Below are 24,358 nucleotides of genomic sequence, written 5' to 3'. Positions count from 1 at the left end.
GGCTCAGCCGTTTAGGCGGGCAATTTCTTCTTTGATTTTCAGCTTTTGCTTTTTCAGATCGCGGATTTCTGATCCATCCATGCTTGGACTTCGTTGCGCTTCTTCCACGCGTTTGGAGAGGGTTTCGTGCTTCTTCTTGAGTTGCTGCAAATGTCCGTTCAGTGACATGGTCAAATCTCCTCTCGTTGATGTTCGACAAGATCAGTGCACCACGGATTGTGAGTCGTGTCACGCATTCCCTTCATAAAACTGTCATGATGCGCGGCAGTTTGCCGATGCTGGTCTTATGGCCAGTTGATCGCCGCACCTTGGCGCAGAACAGTGCGGGCGGCATCCGAATAGTCATCGCCATCCTTTTCATGGGCCGCGCCCGCATGAATGATGAAGGGCGGGCAGAGGGTGGCAGGTGTTTTCGCCAATTTGCGCGCGCGGATCACCACGCGCTTTGCGGTTTGCCCTGCGCGGGATTGCAGGGGCAAAATGGAAATCGCGCCAAATTTCTCGGCCTGAAGGGCCGCTAATATTTCTGGCAGACGTTCAGCGATGTGGATGAGGGTCAGCCATCCTTGTGGCTTTAGGCGTTTTTTTGCGCAGCTGATCCAGTCGTTTAACCCTGTTTCCTCGCGCCGTGCTGCTTCACGCCCTGCATCCTTGGCCCCTGTTCCATCCCCTGTCGCGAAAAAAGGCGGGTTGGCCATGACATGATCAAAAGTTTCAGTGAGATGCCGTGACAGCGTGGTTAAATCCGCAACCACGACCTCTAAGGGAAGGGCGGCATTGTCGGCATTGCGCTGTGCAAGCTGCGCATAGTTTTCCTGGCGCTCAACCCCGACCATGCGTAAGTCAGCAACACGCTTTCCCAAGGCTAGGCTGGCTGTGCCAACCCCGCAGCCCAATTCCAACACCGATTGACCCGCGCGCGCCGGACAGGCTGCCGCCAAAAAGATCGGGTCTGTGGCGGCGCGATAGCCTGTGCTTGGCTGGTAGATCTGAAGCGCACCATCCAAAAAACCATCGCAGGTCAGATCATCGTCCGAGAAAGGCACGCTCATGGGCTGACCTCTAAACCATTATCGCGCAATGCGATGCGCGCCATGTGCAAATCCTGCCGCCGCACCATCAATCGACGCGGCAATATGCCAATGGAGCCTTCAAGCAGGCTCATATTTACGTCAAACTCGAACACCTCTATACCCTCGCCAGATAAGATGACGGAGGCAAAGGCGATGACCGTTGGATCGTTGCTGCGCAGAACTTCATGCATCAGGTTGATTTAGGCCCCCCGATCGCGTCTGTCGAGAGAGGCTGCGGGTCACGGGAGAAAGAGAATTCATGTCGCTAGACCATGCCAGTGCAAAACCGCATGAGCGTTTGGCCGCCCATCTTGAGGCAGAAATGGGCGCTGTGGATCAGTTGATCCGTGAACGTATGGCTTCGCGGCACGCGCCACGCATTCCCGAGGTGACGGCACATTTGATTGATGCAGGCGGAAAGCGTATCCGCCCGATGCTGACTTTGGCGGCGGCCAATCTGTGCGGATATAAAGGCGAGGGCCATATTAAATTGGCCGCGACCGTAGAGTTTATCCACACGGCTACGCTGTTGCATGATGATGTGGTCGATGAAAGCAACCAGCGCCGTGGTCGTCCGACTGCGAATTTGCTTTGGGACAATAAATCTTCGGTCTTGGTCGGCGATTATCTATTTGCGCGCGCATTTCAGTTGATGGTCGAGCCGCAAAATTTGGATGTTTTGGAAATTCTCTCCAATGCGGCGGCAACGATTGCAGAGGGCGAGGTTCTGCAGATGACCGCCGCGATGGATATCACCACCAGCGAGGACACCTACATGCAGGTGATCCGCGGCAAGACTGCCGCCCTGTTTCAGGCGGCCACCGAAGCGGGCGCCGTTCTGGCCGGGCGCAGTGATGCAGATCGTGAGGCCCTTGCCCAATATGGCGATGCGTTGGGCGTTTCCTTCCAGATCGTTGATGATCTTTTGGATTGGGGCGGTGCTTCGGGGGCCATGGGCAAGAATACGGGCGATGATTTCCGTGAGCGGAAAATGACCCTGCCCGTCATTCGTGCGATTGCTAAGGCCGATGCAACCGAGCGTGAATTCTGGGCGCGCACGATTGGACGCGGGGATCAGGGCGAAGGGGATTTGGAACAGGCCTTTGCCATTTTGACCCGTCATGGTGCGCTTGAAGAAACCCGCGTTGAGGCCTTGCGGTTTGCGGATCACGCAAAGACATCTTTGGCCGGCCTTCCTGATCATCCCTTGCGCGATATGATGCGCGACTTAGCGGATTATGTGGTTGCGCGGATCGCGTAATCCTTAACGAAGAACTGCACCCGTTTTGACCCACCAGTGCGGCTTGTTGGCCGCGAGGTCTGCGGCTGCTTTTTCAGCGGCAACGGCGCTGTCATAAAGGGCAAAGCAGGTGCTGCCTGATCCGCTCATACGGGCCAGACGCATATCTTTGGTGCGGCGCAGTTCTGCCAAAACAGTGCCAATCTCTGGGCAAAGGTCGATGGCGGGGTCTTGTAGATCATTGCGTTGCGCGGCGATCCAAGTCCAAAAATCATCATGCCATGCCGACAGTGCGGGATTGGTCTTGGTGGTCAGCGCGGCAAATACAGATGGTGTGGCCAGTGGCAGATTGGGATTGACCAAAACCGCCCAAAGCGGTGGCAGCGTGGGCGCGGCGGTGATTTCATCGCCAATGCCGCGCATATAAACGGGCGCAGTCTCAAGGCACACTGGCACATCTGCGCCCAAAGATAGGATCGCATCGCGCGGGGGCAGATCGCATCCCCATAGGTCTGCAAGCCCCTGCAAAGTGGCCGCCGCATCAGCAGACCCACCGCCAATTCCAGCGCCATGGGGCAGGTTTTTGACCAGATGGATTGCAGCACCTTGGCCCTTTATGCGCGGGAAAAGACCCGCCGCTTTAAGCACCAAATTACGCTGATCTGTGGGCACACCCTGGGCAAAAGGGCCTGAAACTGTGAGGGTAAGTCCCTCTGCTGGGCTGATTTCAAGGTAATCTGCTACCTCAACAAAGCACACAAGCGAGTCGAGTAAGTGATACCCATCCGCCCTTTGGCCCACCACATGCAAAGCCAGATTGAGCTTGGCTTGTGCGGGGCGCAGGGTCATTTCCCTTCGACCTCGCGTTGCTGAACCGCATCCAGACCGAGCTCAAGTTTCAGTCTGATCCGCTCAGCATCTTCTTCGGTCGGTTCAAAGGACAGCGCGCGTTCCCATTGGAACCGCGCTTCGCGTTGACGACCAACCTTCCAATACACATCGCCCAGATGATCATTGACGATCGGGTCAGTGGGCAGCAATTCGACCGCACGTTCCATTGGCGCGACTGCCTCCTGATAGCGACCAAGGCGGAAATAGACCCAAGCAAGGCTGTCTACGATATAGCCAGACTCGGGTTCTAGCGCGACCGCACGTTCGATCATCGTCAACGCCTCGTCTAGATTGCGGCGTTGTTCCACCAAAGAATAGCCCAAGTAATTCAACACGGAGGCTTGGTCAGGGCTTAGGCGCAGCGCCTTACGGAAATCTGCTTCGGCTGCATCCCATTCATCGGTTTGTTCATAGCAAATCCCGCGCGCATAAAACAGGAACCAGAACCTTGGATCTTCTTGATCAATCAGCTCTACCGCTTGGCTATAGGCCGCTGCGGCCTCGGTGAACCGCTCGTCACGGCGCAGCAAATCGCCAAGCTGTGCATGAACGGCAAAGGGCTGTGGCTCTGCGGCAATCAGGTCTTGCAGGGTTGTGATCGCTTCATCACTGCGGCCTGTGCGGGCAAAGGCATCAGAACGGCCAATCGTTGCCTCAAGGGCTAAGGGGTGATCTGCAGGCACGGCACCATAGATCTCAACCGCCAGCTCAAACTGGCCCGTTTCCACCAACAGATCACCGCTTAAAAGCGCGGCCTCCAGATGGTTAGGGTCAATGTGATAGGCCGCTCGTGCGTAAATCAGCGGCAGGGTTGGCCCGCTCTCGCGCCCTAAGGCCTCGGCCAATGTGAAGAAAACCTCCGCTAAACCTTGTTGCGGGGTGACGACAAAATCATAGCTGCGGGTTGGATTGGTCGCGATGTCATCCCGCAGGGCCGCAAGGCTGGGATCACGATTTTGGGACAAGATGCCGTCCAACATCGCCACAGCGTCATCCGCGCGGTCAAGTTGCACCAAGGTTTGCGCATAGGCCCGCAGGATGCGTGATCCTGCTGCGCCCAGATTGAATTCCACGCCCTCATAAATCTGTGCGGCACCCTCAAAATCGCCGACCGCACCACGGGCGAGGACCAAGTGGTAATAGGCGAGATCGGCAAGCCCCTGATCCCCCGCAAGCCCATTAAAACTGTCGCTTGCGAGATCCATTTGGCCCTGTGCAAGGTAAAGCCAGCCCGCAATCAGATCATCCACCAATAGACCCGCGCCCCGCTCAGCACGGATGCGGGTGAATGCGGCCTCAACATCGCCTCTCTGCAAAAGGTCGACCAAGATCGCCAAATCTGCCAATTCACGGCTTGGATTGTCGTCCTTGATGGTGGTTGAAATCTCGGCGGCTCGTGACCAATCCCCCAAGGCCGCATGGGAAAGGATCGCATTGATGGCCAAATCCCCGTTCGTGCGATCTAAGGCTAGCAATTGATCCAGATAATTCGCTGCAACCCGATAGTTGCTTTCGTTCAGCGCATGGCGCGCAGCGAGATAGGCCCCCGCGCTTGTGTCACGGTTCACAATCTGCGCCTCGGCCTTGTGTATTTGCCCGCCGAGAGACAGGGCAAGGATCAAGGCTGAGGCTGTCAGGTGACGCATAGGGTGGCTCCCGTTTATATGTGACTGAGATTAGGGGCTTGATCGGATGAAAACAATGGCGCGACACCCGATAAAGATGCCGCGCCCTGCTGAATTAATCCGATTTTCAATCACATATTCGGGTAATTTGGCCCATCCCCACCTTGCGGTGTGACCCAAGTGATATTTTGCGAGGGGTCTTTGATGTCGCATGTTTTGCAATGCACACAGTTTTGGAAATTGATCACAAAGCGCGCGTCTTTACCCGCTTCCTCCACAACTTCGTAAACCCCTGCGGGGCAGTAGCGTTGTGCAGGTTCGGCATATTCGGGCAGATTAATTGAAATCGGCACCGAGGCATCCGCAAGACGCAGATGCGCGGGTTGGCTTTCTTCGTGATTGGTCATTGAGAAACTGACATTGGTCAGCCGGTCAAAGGACAAAACCCCATCTGGTTTTGGATAATCGATTGGCGCGAAATCCTTGGCTTTGCCCGTTGCGGCGGCATCGGTTTTGCCGTGACGCATTGTGCCAAAAAGATTGAGCCCCGTCAGGTTCGCAACCCACATGTCCAAACCACCAAAGCTCAGGCCGCCCAAAAGGCCAAATTTTGACCAAAGCGGTTTGACGTTGCGCACACGCTTTAGATCTTTGCCAATCGGGCCATCGGTGAGTGCCGTGGCGTAATCGTCCAGCCTGTCACTTGAGCGGCCCGCCTTGATCGCGCTATGCGCCGCTTCGGCGGCCGCAATGCCCGAGAGCATCGCGTTATGGTTGCCCTTGATACGCGGCACGTTCACAAGGCCCACGCCACAGCCCAAAATCGCAACACCTGGCGCGACAGGGTTTGGCATAGATTGATAGCCGCCTTCGGAAATCGCGCGCGCGCCATAGGCAACACGTTTTCCACCCTTCAACAACTCAGCAATCATCGGATGATGCTTGAAGCGTTGGAATTCCATGTAGGGGTATAGATGCGGGTTCTCATAGTTCAAATGCACCACGAAACCCACATAAACTTGATTGTTATCAAGGTGATATACAAAGCTGCCGCCGCCTGCATTATTTCCAAGCGGCCAACCCATCGTATGGGTCACAGTCCCCTCGCGGTGCTTGGCGGGGTCAATTTCCCAAATTTCTTTCATCCCAAGGCCGAATTTCTGCGGTTCTTTGCCCTCGGAAAGGCCGAATTTTGAAATGACCTCTTTGGTCAGTGAGCCGCGCACGCCTTCGCCCAAGAAGACATATTTGCCGTGCAGCTCCATCCCCGGTTCAAAGCCGTCTGAGGGGGTGCCATCCGCATTCAGACCAAACACGCCCGCAACGACCCCTTTGACAGACCCGTCATCCGCATAAACCAATTCAGAACAGGCCATGCCGGGGAAAATCTCAACGCCCAAGCCTTCGGCTTGCTCAGCCAACCAACGGCAGACATTGCCCATCGAAACGATGTAATTGCCGTGATTGTTCATCAAGGGTGGCATCAGCATATTGGGCAAACGAATGCCGCCCGCTTCGCCGAGCATATAGAAATTATCTTCGCGCACTGGCACTGTAACAGGCGCACCTTTGGCTTTCCAATCAGGGATCAGCGCGTCAAGCCCTGCGGGGTCAAGCACCGCACCTGACAGGATATGCGCCCCAACCTCTGACCCTTTTTCAAGCACGACCACACTGAGATCGGGGTCAAGTTGCTTGAGACGGATCGCGGCAGATAGGCCTGATGGGCCTGCGCCAACGATGACGACATCATATTCTACGGATTCGCGTTCTATATCCGCCATGGGTCTCGTTCCTTCCGACAGTCGGGTGGTCTGGGCGTAAAGTGTCAGGAACAGGTAGCGCGATCTGGGTCAGGGGGTCAATTGATACGCGACAATATATTGTCGCGTTACGACTGAATAATTTGCAAAACTTGCGCGCGTGCTATCTGCTGCGCAGAAGATGGGTAAAAGGGGAAGCCGAATGTCGAAACTGCGAATGATCTACCTAGGCTTGGCTATTTTGGGAACGATTTTGCCAATGCAATATTTCTTGCCATGGTTGGCCGCGAATGACTGGTCGATTATGGCGATGGTGGATGCGTGGCACGCCAATGATGCTTCATCAGGTCTGGTCTGGGATTTGACCATTGCCGCTGTCACCCTGACCGTTTGGATATTGGTTGAGGGGATTGCGCGGCGCGATTGGGTGTCGCTTTTGGCAATCCCCGCGATTTACGGGATCGGGGTCAGCTGCGGCCTGCCGCTTTATTTGTTCTTGCGCTCCCGCCACGAAGTCTGAGGCCTAGTCCAACGTCAGGATGGTTGATCCTGTGGTGGCCCGCGCTTCTAGCGCATCATGGGCTTTGGAAATCTCCTCAAGCGCAAATCGCTGATCAATGCGGATTGTCACATCGCCTGCCGTGACCTTGTCGAACAACTCGCGCGCCATGGTTTGGCAGGTATCGTGATCCGCGATATGGGTGAACAATGTGGGGCGTGTGATCTTGAGCGATCCTTTGCCCGCCAATGTCGCGAGGGATACGGGCGGCACAGGGCCTGAGGCATTGCCGAAGGAAATCATCATCCCCAAGGGGCGCAAGCAGTCAAGCGAGCCTTCAAATGTGGCGGCGCCTATGGAATCCATCACAACATCAACGCCTGTCCCGCCAGTGATCTCGCGGGTCTGCGCGGTGAAGTCCTCGGTGCTATAGTTGATGCAATGGGTCGCGCCATGTGCAAGCGCCAGCGCGCACTTTGCGTCAGACCCTGCAGTTCCGATCAATTCGATCCCTTCGGAGCGTGCCCATTGGCAGGCAATCAAACCAACACCGCCTGCCGCCGCGTGGAACAACACCCGATCCCCGCGCTTGATCTCGGTGGTGCGGCGAAACAGGTAATGCGCGGTCAGACCTTTCAGCATCATTGCCGCGCCCTCTTCGAACGAAATCGCATCTGGCAGAGGGCAGACTTGCGCGGCAGGCATGACGCGGGCCTCGGTATAGGCCCCGGGCGGTTGCGCTGCATAGGCCACGCGGTCGCCTTCTTTGAGATGGGTTACACCTGCGCCAACCGCCTCGACAATCCCTGCGGCTTCCATACCCAAAGCATGGGGCAGCGCCATTGGATACAAGCCAGAGCGTTGATAAACATCAATGAAATTCAGCCCAACGGCTTTGTGGCGGATTTTAACCTCGCCCGCCTGTGGGTCACCCACGGGCCGTTCAACCAATTTCAAGACCTCAGATCCACCATGTGCCTCGATGATGACGGTTTTTGCCAGATCGCTCATATGCGTTTCCCTTTGGAGAAATATCGTTGCACGGAACCTAGGGCGCAGACCCCTGCCCGTCCAGAGAGGGTTTGAAACCGCGCGCAAGGGTGATAAGCGCGAGGCGCACCCAAAAGATGCCGCGCGGAGGTCGGGCAATGGATCATTTTCTGTATAAGAACGGCGAGCTTTATGCCGAGGATGTTGCCGTGCGCGAAATCGCCGCTCAGGTTGGCACGCCGTTTTACCTCTATTCCACAGCCACGCTGACCCGCCATTACAGTTTGTTCAAAGACGCGCTTGCGGGCTTGGACAATCTTGTTTGTTTCGCCGTGAAATCCAACTCAAACCAAGCGGTATTACGCCATTTGGGCAATTTGGGCGCGGGTATGGATGTTGTGTCTGGCGGCGAATACGCCCGCGCACGCGCTGCGGGTGTTGATGGATCGAAAATCGTGTTTTCTGGCGTGGGTAAGACCCGCGCAGAGATGCGCACTGTTCTCGAAGGTGGCATTCGGCAATTCAACGTGGAATCGGAGCCTGAATTGGCGGTTTTGTCCGAGGTCGCACAAAGCCTTGGCGTGACGGCACCGATTACCATTCGTGTTAATCCCGATGTTGACGCGAAAACGCACGAAAAGATCGCCACAGGCAAATCTGAAAATAAATTTGGTATCCCCATCGCCCGCGCCCGCGAGGTCTACGCCTATGCAGCAAGCCTGCCTGCGATAGATGTGATCGGGGTTGATGTGCATATTGGCAGCCAGCTTACCGACCTTGCCCCGTTCGAGTTGGCTTATAACAAAGTGGCCGATTTAACGCGCGCTTTGCGTGCGGACGGGCATAATATTCGCCGTCTAGATTTGGGGGGAGGCTTGGGTATCCCCTATGAGCGGTCAAATTCTGCGCCGCCTTTGCCCGTTGAATACGGGGCTTTGATCAAGCGCTGTGTTGGGGATTTGGGTGTTGAGGTTGAAATCGAACCTGGCCGCTTGATTTCAGGAAATGCAGGGATTTTGGTGTCCGAGGTGATCTATGTGAAATCGGGCGAGGGGCGCGATTTCTTGATCTTGGATGCGGCGATGAATGATCTGATCCGCCCTGCGATGTATGGCGCGTGGCATGACATCATCCCCGTGATTGAGGCCGAAGCCGCCGCCGAGCAGCGCCCCTATGACGTGGTTGGCCCTGTCTGCGAGACAGGCGACACATTCGCCAAAGCCCGCAATCTGCCGAAACTTGTCGCAGGGGATCTTGTGGCCTTTCGGTCGGCAGGGGCCTATGGCGCGGTTATGTCGAGCGAGTACAACACGCGGCCTCTGATCCCAGAGGTTTTGGTGAAAGACGATCAATTCAGCGTCATCCGCAAACGTCCAGAGTTTGACGAAATCATCAACCGCGATATCGTTCCTGAATGGCTATAATGCCAGAACCCGCCTGATTGGGTTGGAATCAGGCCGCAGATGATGGGGCTGATGGACGAGATCGACAAAACCGCACAGGTGATACAGCAGATCCGCTGGCCCCTGCGCCTGACATGGGCCGCCATGATCTGGGAGCGCGGCTTGGGTGCCTTTTGGCCGTTTTTGTCCCTTGTTGCGCTGTGCTATGCGGTTTGGGTTTTCGCGGGGGCGGCTCTTTTGCACCCTGCGATTTGGATTGTTTTGGCGGGCTTATTTGTCACAACGCTGTGGCGCGGGGTTGCCGCATTTCAATGGCCCCGCCGCGATGCAGCCCTTGCACGGCTAGACCACAGCCACCCTCATCGCCCGATTAGCGCATATTTGGATGAAATATCGGTCGGCCGTGGTCAAATCCGCACTGCGGCCCTGTGGCAGGCGCATTTGGCGCGGATGCAGCGTGATCTTGCGGGGCTCGAGGCGATCAAACCCGCTCCACACTTGGCCCGCCGTGATCCTTATGCGCTGCGCTTAATTGCGCTGACCGCTTTGGCGATGGCGCTGATTTTTGGCGACGCCGCGCGTGAGGTGCAACCGTCTCAAGGATCAGAGATTGCAGTAGGCCCCAGTTGGGAAGCATGGGTTGAGCCGCCGCGCTACACGGGGCTGCCCACGCTTTACCTGCAGGATTTACCACATGCGGATGCAAGCGCGATTGAAGTTGTCACGGGCACGCGTCTGATTTTGCGCATATATGACAGCGCAGATGCGATGGAGGTCACCCATAGCTTTGGCGATCAGGCAGGTGCTTTAGCCGATGATCTGATCATCTCGCAATCAGGGGATGTCGCGATTGGTGACGCAGCATGGCGTTTTATCCTGACCCCTGATGCGCCCCCAAGCGTCACGATATTAGGGGCGCCGCAGCTTGAGGCACCGGATCAAACGGCGATTGCCTATCGCGCGCAGGATGATTTTGCGATTTTAGGCGGTGCCGCCTCCCTATCGCTTGATCTAGAGGCTGTGACTCGGCGCTATGGGTTGCGCGTTCCGCCTGAACCCCGCGATGATTTGGTCTTTGATTTGCCGATGCCGTTTTCGGGGGATCGGGCGGCTTTTTCGGAAACCTTGATCGAAGATCTCTCCAAATCCGTTTTGGCGAACTTACCCGTGACCCTCACTGTCACAGTCGAAGATGATTTGGGCCAAACGGGTCGCGCGACCTTGCAGGTGGCACGTTTGCCATCCCGAAGATTTTTTGACCCGCTCGCGGCAAGCCTCATTGAACAGCGCCGTGACCTTTTGTGGTCGGTTGAAAATGCGCCGCGCGTGGCGCAGGTTTTGCGCGCCATCACCTATGCGCCGCAGACCTATTTGGAGGATGAGGCAACCTATTTGCCCCTGCGCAGTGTCATTCGCCGCATAGAGGCGGCCCCTGCGCCCTTGGCTCGTGAAATCCGTGATGAATTGGCGGAAATCCTCTGGCAGGTGGCGGTAGATCTCGAGGAGATAGATTTAGATGATGCGTTGGCGGCCCTGCGCCAAGCGCAAGAACGCTTATCCGAGGCGATGCGGCGCGGGGCCAGTGACGAAGAAATCGCTCAGCTGATGGAAGATTTACAGCGTGCCATGGATGATTACATCCGTGAATTGGCGCAATCTGCCGAACCCAGTGACACCCCCACGGACAGCCCCGATCAAGGGCAAGAGGGGATGGAGTTGTCGATGAATGATCTGTCCCAGATGATGGATCAAATTCAGGAGTTGATGGAGCAAGGGCGCATGGCCGAGGCGCAGGCGATGCTAGATGCCTTGTCACAAATGCTTGAAAATATGGAAGTGACCCAAGGGCAGGGGCAGGGTTCCGCGGGCGAACGCGCGATGGAAGATCTGCGCGACACGTTGCGTGAACAGCAGGGTTTGGCGGATGATAGTTTTCGGTCTTTCCAAGATAGTTTTGGTCAGGGCGAGCCTTCTGACCAAGATGGGGAACAATCCCTTGCCGATCGCCAAGAGGCTTTGCGCGACAGCTTGCGTGAGCAGGCAGAAAACTTGCCCGGCCAAGGACGTGAAGAAGGCCAAGCGGCGCGGGATCGTTTAGACGAGGCGGAACGCGCGATGCGTGATGCGGCGCGCGCTTTGGAAGAGGGCGATATGGCGGGTGCTTTGGATCGTCAGGCGGACGCTATGGATGCATTGCGCGAGGGTATGGATCAGTTGGGGCGCGCCTTTGCCGATGAGGGCGGCACCCCCCGCGAGGATGATGCGCCACAGATGGGTGAGGCGCAGCAAGGTGGGCAGCAGCAAGGATCTGCGCGCCCATTGACCGACCCGCTTGGTCGCGCCACGGGGGGCGAAGGGGCGGGTGTGGCAGGCGGGCCATTGTCCCGCCAAGAGGCCGCGCGGCGTGCAGAGGAATTGCTTGAGGAACTGCGCCGCCGTTCTGGTGAAACCACGCGCCCAGACCAAGAGCGTGATTATCTCAGACGTTTGATTGAGCCTTACTGAGTGAAAGAGGCGATCAAGGCTGTAATCTGTGCCTGAAGCGCAGGCAAAGTTTCGCGCAGCCAGTCTAGGATTTGGTCGCGCAGTGCCTCTACACCATTGGCATATTGGGTGAGATAAGGCGCGGCGGTTGGCACAGCTTCGCCCAACTGGGCGGCATTGCTGTAAACGCCTATTGCAATCATGCCCACTCCCAAGCTCAGCAATAGACCTGCATTGCGACCCTTGCGGCGTGCGGCGTCAGGTGACGTTGCTTGGCTTGCGCTTTGCTGTTTCGGCGCGGGGCGTGGCGCAGCCTTTTGCGGCTGAAGCGAGGCGTTGATTTCCTCAATATCTGGCAACAGCGTTGCGCGATCTTTGGTTTGCGGTTCTGGAGTTCGCGGCTCTGGCGCGGCGGCATTGGTCGGCGCAGGGTCTTGTAGCGCCATTTCATCTTGCCGCTCCAAACCTTCGGCTTCTTCGCGGCGCAGGCGCTCTTCGCGCTCCGCCTCTTCGCGCAAGAGTGCCCTCAAGCTTGGATCAAGCTCACGGCGCGGGGCTTCGGGCGCGGGGCTTGAAGGTTCAGGGCTTGCAGGTGCAGCGCTCAACGGGTCAACCGCAACCGCACCAGACTGGAACCAATTGGTCGAACAATTGGAACATTGCACATCCCGCCCTTCAGCAGGGATTAGCGCGTCATCAATCTCGTAACGCGCGCCGCAATTTGGACAAGTCAGGCGCATATGGGTGGTATAATCCCTTTGAGTTCAATCTTTGCACGGGGGCCGCGTAACGCCTCTATATGGCGGTATTCTTCCCCATTTAGCAATGCTGCATGGGCAATCCAAGGCCGTGATGCGCAAGTATTTGTTGTAGTGCGATTGCAACAGAACACAGCATCGGGCATCAAAGGAAGGTGCTGGCTGTGCTGTGGGGAAATTCGTGATCGAATTACAAGATGTGTCTTATGGCTATGGATCTGACATGGTTCTGTCGCAAATGTCTTTGCGCTTGGCCAAAGGCTCGTTCCATTTTCTGACGGGCCCCTCTGGGGCAGGCAAGACCACCTTTCTCAAATTGTGTTACGGCGAATTACGCCCGCTTTCTGGGCAGGTTCGTTTGATGGGGCATGACAGTGCCACAATGGCCCGCGATGATCTGGCGCTTGCGCGTCAAAAGATCGGTGTTGTGCATCAAGATTGCCAGTTCTTGGATCATTTGGATGTCGCACAAAATATCGCGTTGCCGCTTTATGTGGCGGGGCGTGATATATCCGAGGCGGAGCGGCGCAATCTCACGCAATTGGTGAATTGGGTTGATCTGCGTCACCGCTCTGCCGCGTTGCCCCCTGAACTATCGGGCGGGGAACGGCAGCGCGCGGCATTGGCGCGGGCGATTATCATGGACCCTGATGTGATCTTGGCGGATGAGCCAACGGGCAATGTCGATTGGGAAATGGCGATGCGGCAGTTGCGCTTGTTGGTGGAGTTGAACCGCCTCGGCAAAGCGGTTTTGGTGGCGACACATGATCTCGCCTTTATCCGCGCGGCAAAGAAACATGTGGCTGCGCGGGTGTTGCGGATTGTGGGCGGTAAGCTGCAATTGGCGGGGGCAGATTTGTGAGCTTCCTCCTGAATATGCTGGCTGTTTTCTTCGGCGATGCAGCCTCGGATCGGGTAGTGCCCTCCACAGGCACGGCGGCACGCCTTACGATTTTTGCATCTGCAGCGATGGCCTTTTTGGCCGTATTCGCTTTGGCCCTATCCTTGGCGGCGGGGCGCGTTGCGGCGCGATGGTCTGAGGATTTAGCGCGCAGCAGCACCATTCGCGTGGCTGCCCCTTTGGCGGAGATGGACGCGCAGGTTGATGCAGTGCTTGCGGCCCTCGCGCAAACGCCCGGTGTTGCCTCTGCGCGAGCTTTATCCTTGGAAGAACAACGCGATCTGCTTGCCCCATGGTTTGGCAGCGATATGCCCCTTGAATTTTTACCTTTGCCACGGATCATAGATGTGACGGAAACGGCAGAAGGCTATGATGTCGAGGGCTTGCGCCTGCGTTTGGAAGCTGAGGCGCCTGATGCTGTTTTGGATAATCACGATACATGGCGCAGGGCGTTGATCTCGGCGGCGGGGCGGTTGCGCATGATGGGGTATCTGGCGCTGGCTTTGATCTTTGCCGCAACGGTTGCAATGGTCAGTTTGGCGGCGCTTGCGGCCAATGTGCAGGTGATCCGCGTCTTGCGATTGGTTGGTGCCCGTGATGCCTATATCGCGGGGGCCTTCGTGCGAAGATTTGCCTTGCGCAGTTTGATTGGTGGTGGATGCGGTGCCGCGCTTGGGATAGGCGCGCTGTTGGTTTTTCCAAATCAAGCAAGCGCGCAAAGCTTTATGGTGGGTCTGAGCTTTTCGGGTCTTGAGTGGCTCTTGCCCTTGATTATTCCCGTGATGATCGCTTTTGTGTCTTTCCAAGCGACCAAGGCTGCGGCCTTCCGAACTTTGCGAGGCATGCCATGATCCAATGGGTAAGATCCCTGATCTTTGTTGGTCAGATGTATCTGATGATCCCGTTTGTCGCGCTAGCCTTCGCCCCATGGGCGATTGTCTCGCGCCAAGGCGCTGTGGCAGGCGTGCGGTTTTATGCGCGCTATGTGCGGTGGACGGCGGCCCTCTTGGTTGGTCTGCGCTCAGAGGTGCGGGGAGATGTGCCTCAGGGTGAGGTGATTGTGGCCTCAAAGCATCAAAGTTTTTTTGATATTATCATCTTGACCTCGGTGCTTCCGCGCCCGCGATTTATCATGAAGAAATCCCTCAAAAACGCGCCTTTTTTGGGCTGGTATGCAGCGCGGCTTGGCTGTGTTGCGGTTGACCGCGGCAAGCGGGGGCAGGCCATTCAAGCTATGGTCGATGGTGTGCTGGCGGGCATGGGCGATGAGGGGCAGTTGATCATATTCCCGCAAGGCACACGTGTGGCCCCACGTGTCAGTAAGCCCTATAAGGTTGGGGTGGGCGTATTGGTTGAACGCACAAAAATGCCATGTGTGCCCGCGGCCACCAATGTCGGACTGTTCTGGCCCCGCATCGGTATTGCGCGCAAATCTGGTCTTGCGGTGGTTGAGTTTTTGCCACCGATCCCCGCAGGGCAAGATGTGCAGCAGGTGATGGCACATCTCGAACGCGAGATTGAGACCGCCTCAGATGCACTGATGGACGAAACGGGGCTTTAAGCCGCCAAGCCCTTCGAGCCCAAATCAAGATATTTCTTGCGCCGTGCAGCAATCAGCTTTTTGCGATCCATGCCCTTTGTTGCGGCAAGCATTGCCTCGATGGCCTGACCAACGGCCGCGATGGTTGCCGCTTTGTCGCGCTGCGCGCCGCCCATTGGTTCGGGGATGATGCGGTCGCAGACGCCCAGCTTTTGCAAATCCTGTGCAGTGAGGCGCAAGGCCTCTGCGGCTTCGCGCATCCGTTCGGCGTCTTTCCAGAGGATTGAGGCGCAGCCCTCGGGGCTGATGACCGAGTAAATCGAATGTTCCAACATGGCGAGGTGATCTGCGGTGGCAAAGGCCACGGCGCCGCCTGATCCGCCTTCGCCAATAATCACGCTGATCAAAGGCACGCCAATTTCGAGGCATTTCTGCGTTGACCGCGCAATGGCCTCAGATTGGCCGCGTTCCTCAGCCCCTTTTCCAGGATAGGCGCCAGGGGTGTCGACCAAGGTGACAACAGGCAGGCCAAATCGATCAGCCATATCCATCAAACGCACGGCTTTGCGATAGCCTTCGGGCCGCGCCATGCCAAAGTTATGTTCAATGCGTGATTTGGTGTCATTGCCCTTTTCGTGACCAATCACCACAACGGGGCGATCATTGAATCGTGCAATCCCCCCCATCACGGCGTGGTCATCGGCAAAGTTCCGATCCCCGGCAAGCGGGGTATATTCGGTGAACAGCGCGTTGATGTAATCGCGGCAATGTGGCCTGTCGGGGTGACGCGCAACTTGGCATTTGCGCCAAGGGGTGAGGTTTTTATAGAGATCCTTCAGGATATCATGCGCCTTTTTATCCAGCGCTTTTGCCTCTGCCTCGACATCCATTTCAGAATTGCCACGCGCCATTGCGCGCAACTCTTCTGCCTTGCCTTCAATCTCGGCCAAGGGTTTTTCGAAATCGAGATAGTTCATCACACCTCCGCAGGGCATGGCCGCATCAGCGGCATGGGTCGTTAATGGCTTATGCCTATATGGCTAAGCCTGACCAAAGATGCAACGAACAAGCGCGCTTGATTAGCCTTGCGCAATCATCTGTGCTTGTTTGACAATCACCTCAGCCTGTTTGATCGAGGCGATATCGACCAAGCGGCCCTTATAGACAGTCGCCCCCGCGCCGCTGCGCTTAGCGTCTTCCATAGCGGCCAGAATTTCCTGCGCCTCGGCCACCGCGGCCTCGGATGGGGTGAACACCTCATTGGCGAGCGCGATTTGCTTGGGATGGATGGCCCATTTCCCAACCATGCCCAAAGTGGCCGAGCGGCGGGCCTGCGCGCGATAGCCTTCATCATCCGAGAAATCGCCAAATGGCCCATCTACGGGCAAGACGCCATGGGTGCGGCAGGCGGCGACAATCGCGGTCTGTGCCCAATGCCAAGGATCAGAATAGTGCCGCGCCCCATCGTGCAGCATATAGTAATTTTCCTGCGTGCCGCCGATGCCTGTGGTCTGCATGCCCATCGAGGCCGCGAAGTCCGCAGCCCCTAGGCTCATGGCTACAAGGCGGGGCGATGCGGCGGCGATTTCTTCGACATGAGCAATGCCTGCCGCAGATTCGATGATCACCTCGAAATTGATCCGCTTTTGGCGGCCTTTGGCGGATTCAATTGCCGAAACAAGCGCATCGACCGCGTAAATATCAGCGGCATTTCCCACCTTTGGGATCATGATCTGATCCAGACGGTCAGACGCGTTTTCCAGCAGATCAACCACCTCCCGATACCAATAGGGCGTATCAAGCCCGTTGATCCGCACGCTGAGGGTCTTTTTGCCCCACTCAACTGCACCGATGGCCTCGATCACATTCGCACGGGCCGCCTCTTTGTCACTGGGGGCAACGGAATCTTCGAGATCCAAGTTGATGACATCCGCTGCTGAGGCCGCCATTTTCTCAAAAAGTTTCACATTCGAGCCAGGCCCGAAAAGCTGACAACGGTTTGGGCGGGCCACAGGTTGGGGCTGGAGACGGAAGCTCATCAGATGTTCCTTCGGCGGATAATGCGCTAGGGTCGCGCAAGGAAGTTTCGTTTTTTGCTGATCTTTGGGTATGATATTACGCGGAGTTTCGCAAGTGCTGCACTGCGGCAAAATAGAAATTTCTGGAAATTAGACCCCGTTTGCCCCCGTGCCGTTGCCGCTGACCCCGATCAGGCCTATAGCGGCGAAGTAAAGATTTTGCGGAGCCACCTATGAAACAGCATCCTGCATATGGCTTATTGCTTGCACTGACGGGCGCGTTGATCATCGCGCCTGATACGTTGCTGATGCGCTTGTCTGGTATGGGTGGGTTCGAGATGTTGGGCTGGCGCGGCACCGCGATGGGTTTGGTGCTGATTGCGGCTTGGTTTATCGCCGCGCGTGGGCGGCATCTTGTTGAAGTGTCAGCCCTTGCCACGGGCGCAGGCGCTTTGTTGGTTTTGTGTCAGGCGTTGAATGGGGCGCTTTTCAGCGTGGCCATCGCGGTGTCCCCTGTCACTGTGGTATTGATGGGCGTGGCGACCGTCCCGATTTTCTCGGCGGTGTTGTCTCATTTGATGTTGGGCGAGCCTACGACCCGCGCCACATGGTTGACGATTGCGGCGGTTCTTTTCGGGATTGCTCTGGCGATATTCGGCAAATCCGATGCAGGCCTGCCCTTTGATTTAGCCACGCTTTGGGGCGGCTTGATGGGCCTGTCTATGGGTGGGTTTCTGGCCATGACCTTTGTTCTGATCCGCAAACACCATCAATTGCCGATTTTACTCGGTATGGGCCTTGGGGCTTTTGTGTCGGGCATGGTGGGGTGGGCCTTTGGCGTGCCAAGCGGGGCAAGCAGCTTTGATGTGTTTTTGATCTTGGTGACGGGCGCGGTGATTTTGCCTGCCAGTTTCTTCCTGCTTACGCTGGCAAACCGATATACGGCATCGGCCAATGTCAGCCTTTTGATGCTGTTAGAAACTGTGCTTGGCCCGATCCTTGTCTGGGTTGGCGTGGGCGAGGCACCGACCCCTTTGATGATGGTGGGCGGTGCGATTGTGGTGGCCTCACTGGCAACATATTTGCTGCATATGCGCTTTGCGCGGGGGCGTGCGGCCCGCGCTGCGTGACTATTGCAAATCAGCAAAAGCCTTTTGCATCCGCGCAACCGCCTCTTCAATCTGCGCATGGGGCATGGCGAGATTAAATCGCAGGAATGGCGCGCCACCCAAGCCGAAGCTTGACCCGTAATTGGTGGCGATCCGCGCGTCCCCTTCCACACGGGCTATGGATTCTTCATGGCTCATGCCAGTTCCCGAAAAGTCGACCCATGACAAATAGGTCGCCTCTAATTTCATGGGCTTTAGGCCTGGAATTTTGGCGATGCCTGCATCAAAGGTTTCTGCGTTTTTTGCGAGATAGGCGCAAAGTGCATCGACCCATTCTGCACCTTCGGGGCTATAGGCCGCCTCGGCCATTGCGAGGCCAAAGGAATTGGCCGAAATCCCCAAAGCGCCCATGCGCGCGGCAAAGTGTTTGCGCAGCTCCGCGTCAGGGATGATCACATTGCCCGAATGGCCACCCGCAATGTTAAAGGTTTTGGTGGTCGCGGTCATCATCACCAAACGATCCATGATCCCGTCAATTTTCGCCATTGGCGTATGGGTATGGCCTGGCATGATCAGGTCATGGTGGATTTCATCTGAAACCAAGATCAGATCATGTCTCCGCGCGAAATCGGCAATTGCCTGCAATTCTTCAACAGTCCAAACCCTGCCGCCTGGATTATGGGGGGAGCAGAGGATCAGCATTTTTTCGCGCCCTGTCATCGCCGCATCCCATGCGGGGATGTCGAGGTGATATTTGCCTTCAATCAGTGCAAGCGGGCATTCGACCACCTGACGATTGGCGGCGCGGATCACACGGGCAAAGGCATGATAGACGGGCGTCATTAGAACCACGCCATCCCCCTCTTGCGTATAGGTATCCACGCAAAGGGCCGTTCCGTTCACCAGACCATGGGTGGTGAAGATCCAGTCGGGCTCAATCTCCCAACCGTGGCGGTTTGCCATCCACCATCCAATGGCGGCGCGATAGGCGCGTTCATCGCCGTAATAGCCGTAAATGCCATGATCGAGCATGTTTTGCAGCGCGGTTTGCACAGATTGAGGGGGGCGGAAATCCATATCTGCCACCCACATGGACAACCCATCTTCTGGGCCAATCCCATAAATTGACGACATCATATCCCATTTCATTGAATGGGTGTTTTGGCGATTGATGATTTCGTCAAAGTTCATCGGTGTTATCCATTCTTTGGCGCATATGCTGCGCGTTCTTTGATATACCATATAAATGGACATATGTTCCAAATCAATAAAATTTACTAGAACAATGTCTTTATATTTCGCATATTGTTAGAACTTTCGTTCTGCATTTATAGGATTTCTCACATGAGCCTATCAGGCGCGCCTGCCCTGTGCAAATCCCAGCCGCGCTGGTTGCGCGGGGCGCAGAATTCGCTTATGGCACAGGCCATGATTTACCCAATATTAATCCATCCTGATCCTCGTCTGAAAAAGGTCGCACAAGATGTGCCCGACCTCTCGGATGAGTTGCGCGCTCTTGCAGATGATATGCTCAAGACGATGTATCACGCGCCCGGTATTGGTCTGGCTGCGCCACAGATTGGGATTGATCAGCGCGTGATCGTGATGGATTGCGTCAAAGAGGAAGGGGCAACACCCCGCCCGACCGCGATGTTCAACCCCAAGATCGTGGAATCCTCGGATGAAAAAAACATCCACGAGGAAGGCTGTTTGTCGATCCCAGATGTTTATGCTGATGTCGAGCGTCCGCGCGATGTGACCGTGGAATGGTTGGATCGCGATGGCGTTTTGCAGCGCGAGACATTTACGGGGCTATGGGCCACTTGCGTGCAGCATGAGATTGACCACCTCGATGGGGTTCTCTTTATCGATTATCTCAAGCCCTTGAAGCGGCAATTGATTACTCGAAAGATGCAAAAGCTTAAGCGCGACATCGCGCGCGATAAGGTGTAGATTTGCGTATTGTTTTCATGGGCTCGCCCGAATTTTCTTGTGCGCCTTTGCGCGCCTTGATTGCGGCGGGGCATGAGATTGCTGCGGTCTATTGTCAGCCCCCCCGTCCCGCAGGGCGCGGCAAAAAACCCCGCGCGACCCCTGTTCAGGCTTTGGCCGAAGATCTGCACGTGCCGGTGCGCCATCCCGAAACCTTGCGCAATGCCGAGGCACAGGCCGAATTCACGGCATGGGCTGCCGATATTGCCGTGGTTGTGGCTTATGGTTTGATCTTGCCTCAGGCGGTGCTTGACGCGCCGCGCTTGGGCTGTGTGAATATCCATGCTTCGCTTTTGCCGCGTTGGCGTGGCGCGGCCCCTATTCATCGCGCGATTATGGCGGGGGATGATGAGACAGGCATTTCCATTATGCAAATGGAAGCGGGGCTTGATACGGGGCCAGTTTTATTGACCCGCACCCTGCCAATCGGCGCGGAGGATACCACCGCCGCACTGCATGATCGTCTTTCGCAGCTTGGCGCTGAGGCGATTGTTGCCGCGCTTGCCGATTTTGACAGTCTCACCCCTGTTCCGCAGCCGCAAGAGGGCGTGACCTATGCCGAAAAGATCGACAAGGCCGAGGCTGCCATAGACTGGTCGAATGATGCCGCAGAGATTGACCGCCAAATTCGCGGCCTTTCACCCTTGCCTGGTGCATGGACAACGCATTCGGGGCGGCGGTTAAAATTCCTTGCCTGCCGAAGGGCGCAGGCGCGGCCCGATGGGGCTGTGGCAGGGTCGGTCATTGATGGCCTGACAATCGCGTGCGGCAGGGGCGCGATTGAGATCACCGAACTGCAACCCGAGGGCAAGCCGCGCATGGCCGCTGCCGATTTCTTGCGTGGCACAGACCTGCCTGCAGGGACAATTTTGGGCTTGTGATTATTTGAAGGGGGCCATGCCCGCACGGGCCAAGGCATCCGCGCGTTCGTTCTCGGGATGGCCTGCATGGCCCTTGACCCATGTCCACGTTACCTGATGGCGCGCTGCCGCCTCATCCAAACGCCGCCAAAGGTCTTCGTTTTTGACAGGCTTTTTTGTGGCGGTGCGCCAATTATTGCGTTTCCAACTGCGCAGCCATTCGGTGATGCCGCCTTTGACATAGGCGCTGTCTGTCACCACAGTGATCGTGCTTGGACGCTCCAGCGCCTCAAGCGCGTTAATCGCGGCTAAAAGCTCCATTCGATTATTGGTGGTGTCTGCTTCACCGCCTTTGAGCTCGCGTTCCTTGACAACGGTATGGCCAGCCTTGGCCTGCAGCAGCGCACCCCATCCACCAGGGCCAGGGTTGCCTGAACAGGCCCCATCCGTATAGGCGAATAGCTCAGGCATAGAGCACGCCCAGTGTTAGGCACAAAATGACAAGGCTGCTCAAAAGCCCGCGCAATCGCAGCCACCAGTTCGGTGCAAGGCCCGCACGCATCGCCCATGCATCAAGGGGCAAAAGCGCCAAGAAGCCCATGATCAGGATGGGCAAAGCCTGATGGGTTGGGCCAAATCCAAGGAAAAACGCCACCAATGCGGGGATCGTGGATGCCGCAAAGCCATATCCCATCATCTGCGGTGATGGCGCATGCACAGCAAAGCCCCATATGACCCCCGCCATAAAACACAGGATCACGATCCCATAATTGCGCAGCAGTATATCGGGTGCGAAATTCGGCAGAAGCCAGTCGCCAAGGGGAGCGGCGGAAGGGACGATCAAGCACAGCGCGGCGTAGGCAAAGGGCAAAACCCCCGCCAAGCCTAAATATAATGCCGCCTTTGGTATGTGATCCCTGCTGCTCATATCTCAGCTTGTCCCGCATCTTTGCGCAGCGCGCAAGCGCATTTGGGCCATCTATGGCTGAGCATTCGATTGCCAGTGGCGGGCATCGCGCAGCTTTTGGAATTCTTTGAAACTTTGAACAAACCCATTGTTCCATCGGCACCGCTGTCTCTAATCTGACCCTATCTGCCGAACGCTTATGCGGCGGCGTGATGGGTTCAAAATCGGAGAGGGCGCTCTGCGCCCAAGAAGGGGAAAGATATGTTTGCAGAATTCAAAAGCTTCATTGCCCGTGGCAATGTTATGGATATGGCTGTGGGGATTATCATCGGGGCAGCCTTTACCGCGATTGTAACGTCACTCGTGGGCGACTTGATCAATCCATTGATCGCTATCTTCACGGGCGGGATTGATTTCTCAGGTTGGTTCTACGCCTTAGACGGAAATGACTATGCCTCGCTTGCCGTGGCGCTCGAAGCAGGCGCGCCTGTTTTTGCGATTGGGAAATTTGTGATGGCGGTCATCAATTTCTTGATCGTAGCTTTTGTGGTTTTCATGCTGGTGCGTTTGGTCAACCGCATCAAATCTATGACAGAAGCAGAGAAGGAAGAAGCCGCTTCAGCCCCCGCAGGCCCAAGCGAATTGGACATTCTGATTGAAATCCGTGATGCTCTGGCCAAGAAGTAAGCACGAATAAAACATGCGTCCCCGTCACCATGGCGGGGCGCAAGCCGTTTTAGCGAGAGATGATATGGGTTTTGAGTTGGACATCACGGATCGCAAAATCTTGGAAGTTTTGCAAAAGAACGGCCGCATCACCAATGCGGAGCTATCCGAACAGGTGAATTTGTCCGCCTCGTCCTGTCATCGGCGGATCGCGCGCTTGGAGCAGGAGGGAATCATCCGAGATTATGTCGCCTTGGTGGATCACCGTGCGATTGGTCGGATGACAACCGTCTTTGTGGAAATTAGCCTGTCAGGACAGGCGGACGAGGTTTTGCAGGCCTTCGAGCAGGCTGTGAAGCGGGTGCCAGATGTGTTGGAATGCCATCTTATGGCAGGCAGCGCGGATTATCTTCTAAAGGTGGTGGCACGCGACAGCGAAGATTTCGCCCGCGTGCATCGCGAATATCTGGCCCGTTTGCCGGGGGTTTCGAAGATGCAATCCAGCTTTGCTCTGAAAAACGTATTTTCAACAACTGCCTTGCCGATTTAGCCGAGGAAATAACCCACGCCGTATAGCGTTGCCATGCCCGCAAAGACAGCTGCAATGGCATTTTTGCGCCAGACCCCCACGCTCAAGGCCACGATTGCCGCACTCAATCGGGGGGCATCTAGCGCGCCGCCTGTCGCTTGCGGCCATAGCACCAAGGGCGTGATCAATGCGGGCAGGATCGCCACGGGCGTATAGCGCAAATGGCGCAAGACCCATTCTGGCAGATCGCGGTTGCCCAAAATCCCCAAAAAAGACAGCCGCACAAGATAAGTGCCGCAGCCAAGCGCAGCGATGATCAGCCAGACCGTGGTTTCGGAATAGGCGCTCATGTCAGCTTCGCCTTTGCAAGGCTCATGCGCCGTTCCACCTCTGCGCCAACGATCATGGCGGAGATCCCTGCGACCATCAACCAAAGGTTATAGGGCATCCAATTTAGCAAGACCGCCATAACCACCGAGGTCATTGCCGCCGCGATATGCGCAAGTGTGCGCAAGGCGGGGGCCACCAATGCAAGAAAGGTAATCGGAACTGCGAAATCGAGTGCAAATTCAGGTGGTATGGTTGCTCCTAAGACTGCGCCTGCATAGGTCGCGCCATACCACAGGGGGCAGATCGGGGTCGCGAGTCCGAAGAAATAGACCACTTTCCATCTGACCGAGCGTTCAGGCTGTGCCTCATAGGTTTGCATGGCCATTGCATAGGTTTGGTCGACCAACATGTAGGATAACAGCGCGCGCTGCCATAAAGGCGCGGCCCCTAAATGTGGGGTGATCGAGGCTGAATACATCGCCATGCGCAGATTAACAGCCAAAGCAGAGGCCAAAACCACGAGGACGGGTGCATTTTCCGTCATCAGCTGCAGCGCGGTGAATTGGGCTGAGCCCGCAATGACAAGGAAAGAAAATCCCATGACTTGCGACAGGGGCAGACCCGCTTCTGTGCCAAGAACCCCAAATAAAAGACCAAATGGCAGGAGCACCAACAGGAACGGCAATCCACCAATGATCCCAGAGAGATAGGCCGAGTCTGAAGGGGTTTTGCGCATCTTGCACCATTGTCGTTTCTGCTCATGCGATCTAGCCTTGATGG

The 24,358-nt window shown here is 56.4% G+C and carries 27 protein-coding genes; 12 read left to right on the top strand and 15 right to left on the bottom strand.

The features are described 5' to 3' along the window. Positions 1 to 3: 3 nt before the first annotated feature. The 3 genes from RYZ18_RS11125 to RYZ18_RS11115 form a co-directional block, all read right to left on the bottom strand. On the bottom strand, positions 4 to 168 hold the full coding sequence (locus tag RYZ18_RS11125) for a YdcH family protein (protein ID WP_317656848.1): 165 nt from the start codon (positions 166 to 168) through the stop codon (positions 4 to 6). 116 nt (positions 169 to 284) lie between these two features. Further along, positions 285 to 1,052, bottom strand: coding sequence for a tRNA1(Val) (adenine(37)-N6)-methyltransferase (locus tag RYZ18_RS11120; protein ID WP_317656847.1), 768 nt, complete (start codon positions 1,050 to 1,052; stop codon positions 285 to 287). Next, positions 1,049 to 1,264, bottom strand: coding sequence for a DUF2007 domain-containing protein (locus RYZ18_RS11115; protein ID WP_317656846.1), 216 nt, complete (start codon positions 1,262 to 1,264; stop codon positions 1,049 to 1,051). The genes RYZ18_RS11120 and RYZ18_RS11115 overlap by 4 nt, the downstream gene beginning before the upstream one ends. A gap of 68 nt (positions 1,265 to 1,332) precedes the next feature. Here RYZ18_RS11115 and RYZ18_RS11110 point away from each other — a divergent pair, with 68 nt between their 5' ends. Then, entirely contained in the window at positions 1,333 to 2,334 is a 1,002-nt protein-coding gene (locus tag RYZ18_RS11110; RefSeq protein WP_317656844.1) for a polyprenyl synthetase family protein, read from the top strand. Between the two features lie 3 nt (positions 2,335 to 2,337). Here RYZ18_RS11110 and RYZ18_RS11105 read toward each other — a convergent pair whose 3' ends face one another. The 3 genes from RYZ18_RS11105 to RYZ18_RS11095 all read right to left on the bottom strand — a co-directional run bounded on the left by RYZ18_RS11105 (position 2,338) and on the right by RYZ18_RS11095 (position 6,613). Continuing rightward, positions 2,338 to 3,162, bottom strand: coding sequence for a 4-(cytidine 5'-diphospho)-2-C-methyl-D-erythritol kinase (locus tag RYZ18_RS11105; protein ID WP_317656842.1), 825 nt, complete (start codon positions 3,160 to 3,162; stop codon positions 2,338 to 2,340). Further along, complete coding sequence (locus RYZ18_RS11100; protein WP_317656840.1) at positions 3,159 to 4,850, bottom strand: tetratricopeptide repeat protein; 1,692 nt, start codon at positions 4,848 to 4,850, stop codon at positions 3,159 to 3,161. Before RYZ18_RS11100 ends, RYZ18_RS11105 begins: the two co-directional genes overlap by 4 nt. A gap of 110 nt (positions 4,851 to 4,960) precedes the next feature. Next, on the bottom strand, positions 4,961 to 6,613 hold the full coding sequence (locus tag RYZ18_RS11095; RefSeq protein ID WP_317656839.1) for an electron transfer flavoprotein-ubiquinone oxidoreductase: 1,653 nt from the start codon (positions 6,611 to 6,613) through the stop codon (positions 4,961 to 4,963). Between the two features lie 181 nt (positions 6,614 to 6,794). Here RYZ18_RS11095 and RYZ18_RS11090 point away from each other — a divergent pair, with 181 nt between their 5' ends. Beyond that, complete coding sequence (locus RYZ18_RS11090) at positions 6,795 to 7,112, top strand: DUF2834 domain-containing protein (protein ID WP_317656838.1); 318 nt, start codon at positions 6,795 to 6,797, stop codon at positions 7,110 to 7,112. A gap of 3 nt (positions 7,113 to 7,115) precedes the next feature. Here the strand turns inward: RYZ18_RS11090 and RYZ18_RS11085 are convergent, their stop codons facing one another. Next, positions 7,116 to 8,102 (bottom strand): quinone oxidoreductase family protein, encoded by a 987-nt coding sequence (locus RYZ18_RS11085; protein ID WP_317656836.1) that lies wholly within the window; start codon positions 8,100 to 8,102, stop codon positions 7,116 to 7,118. A 137-nt stretch (positions 8,103 to 8,239) separates the two neighbouring features. Here RYZ18_RS11085 and lysA point away from each other — a divergent pair, with 137 nt between their 5' ends. After that, the gene (gene lysA / locus RYZ18_RS11080; RefSeq protein ID WP_317656834.1) at positions 8,240 to 9,505 is read left to right on the top strand and encodes a diaminopimelate decarboxylase; all 1,266 of its coding nucleotides are present in this window, start codon (positions 8,240 to 8,242) and stop codon (positions 9,503 to 9,505) included. Positions 9,506 to 9,544: 39 nt separating this feature from the next. Further along, positions 9,545 to 11,989, top strand: a complete 2,445-nt coding sequence (locus tag RYZ18_RS11075; RefSeq protein WP_317656833.1) for a DUF4175 domain-containing protein — start codon at positions 9,545 to 9,547, stop codon at positions 11,987 to 11,989. Here the strand turns inward: RYZ18_RS11075 and RYZ18_RS11070 are convergent. Continuing rightward, positions 11,983 to 12,708, bottom strand: a complete 726-nt coding sequence (locus RYZ18_RS11070) for a zinc-ribbon domain-containing protein (RefSeq protein WP_317656832.1) — start codon at positions 12,706 to 12,708, stop codon at positions 11,983 to 11,985. The genes RYZ18_RS11075 and RYZ18_RS11070 overlap by 7 nt on opposite strands. Before the next feature lie 199 nt (positions 12,709 to 12,907). On the opposite strand from RYZ18_RS11070, the gene RYZ18_RS11065 reads away from it, so the two are divergent. From RYZ18_RS11065 to RYZ18_RS11055, 3 genes are read left to right on the top strand one after another with little or no spacing between them, the layout of a single operon-like run. Next, positions 12,908 to 13,588 (top strand): cell division ATP-binding protein FtsE, encoded by a 681-nt coding sequence (locus tag RYZ18_RS11065; protein ID WP_317656831.1) that lies wholly within the window; start codon positions 12,908 to 12,910, stop codon positions 13,586 to 13,588. A 14-nt stretch (positions 13,589 to 13,602) separates the two neighbouring features. Continuing rightward, a complete protein-coding gene (locus RYZ18_RS11060; protein ID WP_411567121.1) occupies positions 13,603 to 14,478 on the top strand; it encodes a cell division protein FtsX in 876 nt (291 codons plus the stop codon). Beyond that, a complete protein-coding gene (locus tag RYZ18_RS11055; RefSeq protein WP_317656829.1) occupies positions 14,475 to 15,188 on the top strand; it encodes a lysophospholipid acyltransferase family protein in 714 nt (237 codons plus the stop codon). Before RYZ18_RS11060 ends, RYZ18_RS11055 begins: the two co-directional genes overlap by 4 nt. On the opposite strand, the gene RYZ18_RS11050 is transcribed toward RYZ18_RS11055, so the two are convergent. Both RYZ18_RS11050 and RYZ18_RS11045 read right to left on the bottom strand, forming a co-directional pair. Further along, complete coding sequence (locus RYZ18_RS11050; RefSeq protein WP_317657295.1) at positions 15,185 to 16,147, bottom strand: acetyl-CoA carboxylase carboxyltransferase subunit alpha; 963 nt, start codon at positions 16,145 to 16,147, stop codon at positions 15,185 to 15,187. The genes RYZ18_RS11055 and RYZ18_RS11050 overlap by 4 nt on opposite strands. A gap of 99 nt (positions 16,148 to 16,246) precedes the next feature. After that, a complete protein-coding gene (locus tag RYZ18_RS11045; RefSeq protein ID WP_317656828.1) occupies positions 16,247 to 17,206 on the bottom strand; it encodes an L-malyl-CoA/beta-methylmalyl-CoA lyase in 960 nt (319 codons plus the stop codon). Between the two features lie 212 nt (positions 17,207 to 17,418). Between RYZ18_RS11045 and RYZ18_RS11040 the strand changes: the two genes are divergently transcribed. Continuing rightward, the gene (locus RYZ18_RS11040) at positions 17,419 to 18,315 is read left to right on the top strand and encodes a DMT family transporter (protein ID WP_317656827.1); all 897 of its coding nucleotides are present in this window, start codon (positions 17,419 to 17,421) and stop codon (positions 18,313 to 18,315) included. Here the strand turns inward: RYZ18_RS11040 and RYZ18_RS11035 are convergent, their stop codons facing one another. Continuing rightward, positions 18,316 to 19,485: a MalY/PatB family protein gene (locus RYZ18_RS11035; RefSeq protein WP_317656826.1), complete on the bottom strand. Its 1,170-nt coding sequence runs from the start codon at positions 19,483 to 19,485 to the stop codon at positions 18,316 to 18,318. A 237-nt stretch (positions 19,486 to 19,722) separates the two neighbouring features. On the opposite strand from RYZ18_RS11035, the gene def reads away from it, so the two are divergent. Together def and fmt are read left to right on the top strand one after the other, a co-directional pair. Further along, the gene (gene def, locus RYZ18_RS11030) at positions 19,723 to 20,247 is read left to right on the top strand and encodes a peptide deformylase (protein ID WP_317657294.1); all 525 of its coding nucleotides are present in this window, start codon (positions 19,723 to 19,725) and stop codon (positions 20,245 to 20,247) included. A 2-nt stretch (positions 20,248 to 20,249) separates the two neighbouring features. Further along, positions 20,250 to 21,167, top strand: a complete 918-nt coding sequence (gene fmt / locus RYZ18_RS11025) for a methionyl-tRNA formyltransferase (protein ID WP_317656825.1) — start codon at positions 20,250 to 20,252, stop codon at positions 21,165 to 21,167. Here fmt and rnhA read toward each other — a convergent pair whose 3' ends face one another. Both rnhA and RYZ18_RS11015 read right to left on the bottom strand, forming a co-directional pair. Continuing rightward, positions 21,168 to 21,617 (bottom strand): ribonuclease HI, encoded by a 450-nt coding sequence (gene rnhA / locus RYZ18_RS11020; RefSeq protein ID WP_317656824.1) that lies wholly within the window; start codon positions 21,615 to 21,617, stop codon positions 21,168 to 21,170. It lies immediately after the preceding gene. Beyond that, positions 21,610 to 22,074 carry a DUF3429 domain-containing protein gene (locus RYZ18_RS11015; RefSeq protein ID WP_317656823.1) on the bottom strand — a complete coding sequence of 155 codons (465 nt, stop codon included), beginning with the start codon at positions 22,072 to 22,074 and terminating at the stop codon, positions 21,610 to 21,612. Before RYZ18_RS11015 ends, rnhA begins: the two co-directional genes overlap by 8 nt. Before the next feature lie 240 nt (positions 22,075 to 22,314). Here RYZ18_RS11015 and mscL point away from each other — a divergent pair, with 240 nt between their 5' ends. Together mscL and RYZ18_RS11005 are read left to right on the top strand one after the other, a co-directional pair. Then, complete coding sequence (gene mscL, locus RYZ18_RS11010; RefSeq protein ID WP_317656822.1) at positions 22,315 to 22,740, top strand: large conductance mechanosensitive channel protein MscL; 426 nt, start codon at positions 22,315 to 22,317, stop codon at positions 22,738 to 22,740. 64 nt (positions 22,741 to 22,804) lie between these two features. Next, positions 22,805 to 23,269 carry an Lrp/AsnC family transcriptional regulator gene (locus tag RYZ18_RS11005; protein WP_317656821.1) on the top strand — a complete coding sequence of 155 codons (465 nt, stop codon included), beginning with the start codon at positions 22,805 to 22,807 and terminating at the stop codon, positions 23,267 to 23,269. Here RYZ18_RS11005 and RYZ18_RS11000 read toward each other — a convergent pair. Beyond that, the gene (locus RYZ18_RS11000; RefSeq protein ID WP_317656820.1) at positions 23,266 to 23,598 is read right to left on the bottom strand and encodes an AzlD domain-containing protein; all 333 of its coding nucleotides are present in this window, start codon (positions 23,596 to 23,598) and stop codon (positions 23,266 to 23,268) included. The genes RYZ18_RS11005 and RYZ18_RS11000 overlap by 4 nt on opposite strands. Next, the gene (locus RYZ18_RS10995) at positions 23,595 to 24,314 is read right to left on the bottom strand and encodes an AzlC family ABC transporter permease (RefSeq protein ID WP_317656819.1); all 720 of its coding nucleotides are present in this window, start codon (positions 24,312 to 24,314) and stop codon (positions 23,595 to 23,597) included. The genes RYZ18_RS11000 and RYZ18_RS10995 overlap by 4 nt, the downstream gene beginning before the upstream one ends. Between the last annotated feature and the right edge of the window lie 44 nt (positions 24,315 to 24,358).

The organism is Roseovarius sp. 10 (assembly GCF_033100315.1).
In the GTDB taxonomy this organism is placed as follows: Bacteria; Pseudomonadota; Alphaproteobacteria; order Rhodobacterales; family Rhodobacteraceae; genus M30B80.
This window is presented reverse-complemented; position numbering and strand designations above follow the sequence as displayed.

What these genes read in the sequence shown, in the direction of transcription:
- RYZ18_RS11120 (WP_317656847.1), bottom strand. Translation starts at nt 1,052, where the DNA reads ATGAGCGTGCCTTTCTCGGACGATGATCTGACCTGCGATGGTTTTTTG.
- RYZ18_RS11125 (WP_317656848.1), bottom strand. Translation starts at nt 168, where the DNA reads ATGTCACTGAACGGACATTTGCAGCAACTCAAGAAGAAGCACGAAACC.
- RYZ18_RS11090 (WP_317656838.1), top strand. Translation starts at nt 6,795, where the DNA reads ATGTCGAAACTGCGAATGATCTACCTAGGCTTGGCTATTTTGGGAACG.
- RYZ18_RS11005 (WP_317656821.1), top strand. Translation starts at nt 22,805, where the DNA reads ATGGGTTTTGAGTTGGACATCACGGATCGCAAAATCTTGGAAGTTTTG.
- RYZ18_RS11095 (WP_317656839.1), bottom strand. Translation starts at nt 6,613, where the DNA reads ATGGCGGATATAGAACGCGAATCCGTAGAATATGATGTCGTCATCGTT.
- RYZ18_RS11115 (WP_317656846.1), bottom strand. Translation starts at nt 1,264, where the DNA reads ATGCATGAAGTTCTGCGCAGCAACGATCCAACGGTCATCGCCTTTGCC.
- RYZ18_RS11045 (WP_317656828.1), bottom strand. Translation starts at nt 17,206, where the DNA reads ATGAGCTTCCGTCTCCAGCCCCAACCTGTGGCCCGCCCAAACCGTTGT.
- RYZ18_RS11105 (WP_317656842.1), bottom strand. Translation starts at nt 3,162, where the DNA reads ATGACCCTGCGCCCCGCACAAGCCAAGCTCAATCTGGCTTTGCATGTG.
- RYZ18_RS11040 (WP_317656827.1), top strand. Translation starts at nt 17,419, where the DNA reads ATGAAACAGCATCCTGCATATGGCTTATTGCTTGCACTGACGGGCGCG.
- lysA (WP_317656834.1), top strand. Translation starts at nt 8,240, where the DNA reads ATGGATCATTTTCTGTATAAGAACGGCGAGCTTTATGCCGAGGATGTT.
- RYZ18_RS11060 (WP_411567121.1), top strand. Translation starts at nt 13,603, where the DNA reads ATGCTGGCTGTTTTCTTCGGCGATGCAGCCTCGGATCGGGTAGTGCCC.
- RYZ18_RS11035 (WP_317656826.1), bottom strand. Translation starts at nt 19,485, where the DNA reads ATGAACTTTGACGAAATCATCAATCGCCAAAACACCCATTCAATGAAA.
- rnhA (WP_317656824.1), bottom strand. Translation starts at nt 21,617, where the DNA reads ATGCCTGAGCTATTCGCCTATACGGATGGGGCCTGTTCAGGCAACCCT.
- RYZ18_RS11075 (WP_317656833.1), top strand. Translation starts at nt 9,545, where the DNA reads ATGATGGGGCTGATGGACGAGATCGACAAAACCGCACAGGTGATACAG.
- RYZ18_RS11110 (WP_317656844.1), top strand. Translation starts at nt 1,333, where the DNA reads ATGTCGCTAGACCATGCCAGTGCAAAACCGCATGAGCGTTTGGCCGCC.
- RYZ18_RS11070 (WP_317656832.1), bottom strand. Translation starts at nt 12,708, where the DNA reads ATGCGCCTGACTTGTCCAAATTGCGGCGCGCGTTACGAGATTGATGAC.
- RYZ18_RS10995 (WP_317656819.1), bottom strand. Translation starts at nt 24,314, where the DNA reads ATGCGCAAAACCCCTTCAGACTCGGCCTATCTCTCTGGGATCATTGGT.
- RYZ18_RS11055 (WP_317656829.1), top strand. Translation starts at nt 14,475, where the DNA reads ATGATCCAATGGGTAAGATCCCTGATCTTTGTTGGTCAGATGTATCTG.
- RYZ18_RS11015 (WP_317656823.1), bottom strand. Translation starts at nt 22,074, where the DNA reads ATGAGCAGCAGGGATCACATACCAAAGGCGGCATTATATTTAGGCTTG.
- RYZ18_RS11000 (WP_317656820.1), bottom strand. Translation starts at nt 23,598, where the DNA reads ATGAGCGCCTATTCCGAAACCACGGTCTGGCTGATCATCGCTGCGCTT.
- def (WP_317657294.1), top strand. Translation starts at nt 19,723, where the DNA reads ATGATTTACCCAATATTAATCCATCCTGATCCTCGTCTGAAAAAGGTC.
- RYZ18_RS11100 (WP_317656840.1), bottom strand. Translation starts at nt 4,850, where the DNA reads ATGCGTCACCTGACAGCCTCAGCCTTGATCCTTGCCCTGTCTCTCGGC.
- mscL (WP_317656822.1), top strand. Translation starts at nt 22,315, where the DNA reads ATGTTTGCAGAATTCAAAAGCTTCATTGCCCGTGGCAATGTTATGGAT.
- RYZ18_RS11085 (WP_317656836.1), bottom strand. Translation starts at nt 8,102, where the DNA reads ATGAGCGATCTGGCAAAAACCGTCATCATCGAGGCACATGGTGGATCT.